General features: G+C 72.9%; 2 protein-coding genes. Both read left to right on the top strand.

What is annotated here, in order from left to right:
• Positions 1–135 precede the first annotated feature (135 nt).
• Entirely contained in the window at positions 136–1,923 is a 1,788-nt protein-coding gene (locus LLG88_14970; protein MCE5248208.1) for a serine/threonine protein kinase, read from the top strand.
• 40 nt (positions 1,924–1,963) lie between these two features.
• A partial coding sequence (locus tag LLG88_14965; protein ID MCE5248207.1) for a hypothetical protein occupies positions 1,964–2,570 on the top strand: 607 nt, incomplete at its 3' end.

Raw genomic sequence — 2,570 nt, 5'->3', positions numbered from 1 at the left:
CCGAGGGTGGCGACGACGCGCGTCAGGCGTCGCGCCGAAGGGGCGGCGGCGGACTCGGTGCGCATGCCCCGATTATCGGCCAGCCGATTGCGGCGCGCGGGCCGGATGGCGCATTCTTGTTCGAGGGAGGGGTGCATGCCGGGGCCGGAACAAAACGCCGAGCCGCCCGTCGCGGAGCAGCCGCCGTCGTTCGGCGGGCTGCGTCTGATCCGCCAGCTGGCGCGCGGCGGCTTCGCCGAGGTCTGGGAGGCGGAGCAGATCTCCCTCGGCCGCCGCGTGGCGGTCAAGATCCTTCGCCCCGAACTGCTCGAGCAGGCGCAGATGGTGCAGCTGTTCGAGCAGGAAGCCCGCGTCCTCGCCCGCCTCAACCACCCCAACGTCGTCCAGGTGATCGACCGCGGCGCCTCGCCGCGCGGCCCCTACTTCGTGATGGAGTTCGTGGACGGGCCGACGTTGCAGGAGTTGCTGTCCCAAGGCGCGCTGGACCGCGAGCGGGCGCTGACGATCCTGATGCAGGCGGCGCGGGGCCTCGCCTACGCCCACCGCAACCGCGTCGTCCACCGCGACGTCAAGCCGGCCAACATCCTGATCGCCCGCACCGGGCAGGTGAAGATCGGCGACTTCGGCATCGCCACCGTCCGCGCGGCGGTGGACCAGAAGATCGCCGAGGACACCGGCCCGACGAGCAAGACGATGGCCCTCGGCACGCGGGCCTTCATGGCCCCCGAGCAGCGGCAGGCGTTCGACGCCGTCGGACCGCAGGCCGACGTCTACTCGCTCGGCGTGATCCTGCACCGGATCGTCACCGGCAAGCTGCCGCGCGCCGGCGGGCGGCCGCTCGAGGGGCCGGCGATCCCCGACAACCTCCGCCCGATCATCGAGCGCGCGCTGGCCCAGCCGGCCGAGGCGCGCTACGCCGACGCCGGGGCGTTCCGCGAGGCGCTGGTCACGGCGCTCGAGGGGCGGCACATCGAGGACCCGGTCCGCGCCGGGGCGAACAGCACGTTCGTCGGCGCGGGGCGGTTCGAGCTCCTCGACGTCATCCGCCAGGACTCGCGCCGCAGCGTCTACCTCGTGCGGCGCGGCGGCGAGGGGGGCGAGCGGATCGTCGTCAAGCGCTACCTGCGCGACGCGGCGGCCCTCGCCACGGCGCGCGAGCTGGCGCGGCTCGAGCACCCGGGGATCGTGCGGATCCACGCCGTCGGCGAGCGCGACGACTCGTTCATCATGCTGATGGAGCACATGCCCGGCGGCGACTTGCGCGAGCGCTTGGTGCGCCCGCACCGCTGGGCGGACGTCGCGCGCGTCGGGCGCGCCGTGGCCGGGGCGCTGGCCTTCGTGCACCGCCACGGGATCGTCCACGGCAACCTGCGCCCCTCCAACGTGCTCTTCGACGACGCCGGCCATCCGCGCGTCGCCGACTTCGGCCTCCCCGAGCACTACGTCGGCGAGCCGGGGAAGGCGAACTGGTACGCGCCGCCCGAGGGCGGGCGCTCGGTCGCGGCCGACCTCTACGCCCTCGGCGCGATCCTCTTCGAGATGCTCTTCGCGCAGGTCCCGCCGGCGACGCCGGCCGAGCAGCACGCGATGCTCGCGCGGCGCCACGACGTCCCGCCCGGCCTGATCGAGATCGTGCGCCACCTCCTCGCGCCGAAGGAGACGCGCTACGCCGCGGCCGAGCGCGTGGAGGCCGACCTCGCCGCGCTCCTCGCCGGCGAGACCGCCCGCGCCGCGCAGGACGCCGCCGCCGCCCCGCTCCCCCGCCCGAACGGCGGCCCGCCGACGCAGACCTTCGCGCCGGCCGCCCCGCTCGTCCGCGTCTCCTACGGCCCCGCGCTCCTCGGCCTCGCCGGGCTGATCCTCGCCTGGCTGCTGCAGATGCGCTTCGTGCAGGACGCGCTCTCGGACCTCTTCAGCCGCTGAGGGCGGGAGAAGCGGCACAAATACTGGAACGGAGAGGACTGTGATTCAGAGACTGTGGGTGTTGGCGTCGTTGCTGTGCCTCGCGGCGTCGCCTGCCTTGGCCGCGGAGCACACGAGCGTGTTCGGCATCAAGCTCGACGTTCCGTCCGACTGGCTCGTGATCTCGGCGAAGGAGGCGAAGGACAACGCCGACCTGATCGAGGGATATCTCCGGACCGCCGGCGGCGAGGCCGCGCGCTTCTCCGATCAGGTGATGCACGCGATCCGCGCGGGCAACATGGAGATGTTCGTCCGGCAGACGGTCGGCGATGTGGGCTTCAGCGACAACGTCAACATGACGAAGCGCTTCGGCCGCCTGCCCGCCGAGGGAGAGGAACTCCAGCGGCTCTGCGCCGCCATCCCCGAGGAGTTCGCGCGCGCCTTCGGCCACCCCGTCGCGGTCATCCGTTGCGAATTCACGAAAGTCGGCGCGCGCCCCGCGCTCCTGCTCGAGTTCGACGGCGCGCTCGTCGGCACCCACTGCGTCCAGTATCAGATCCAGCTGACGCCGGCCACGGTCGTGTGGGTGACGCTCACCAGCAAGCTCACCACGCTTCCGCAGACCCGCCCGCAGTTCGAGCAGATGATCGCGAGCATCCGCCCGGTCG

Source organism: bacterium (assembly GCA_021372775.1).
Lineage (GTDB): Bacteria > Acidobacteriota > Polarisedimenticolia > J045 > J045 > JAJFTU01.
The sequence above is the reverse complement of the archived record's forward strand: the minus strand, read 5'-3'. Positions and strand labels throughout refer to the sequence as shown.

Coding starts and splice junctions, on each gene's coding strand:
- LLG88_14970 (MCE5248208.1), top strand. CDS start 136: ATGCCGGGGCCGGAACAAAACGCCGAGCCGCCCGTCGCGGAGCAGCCG.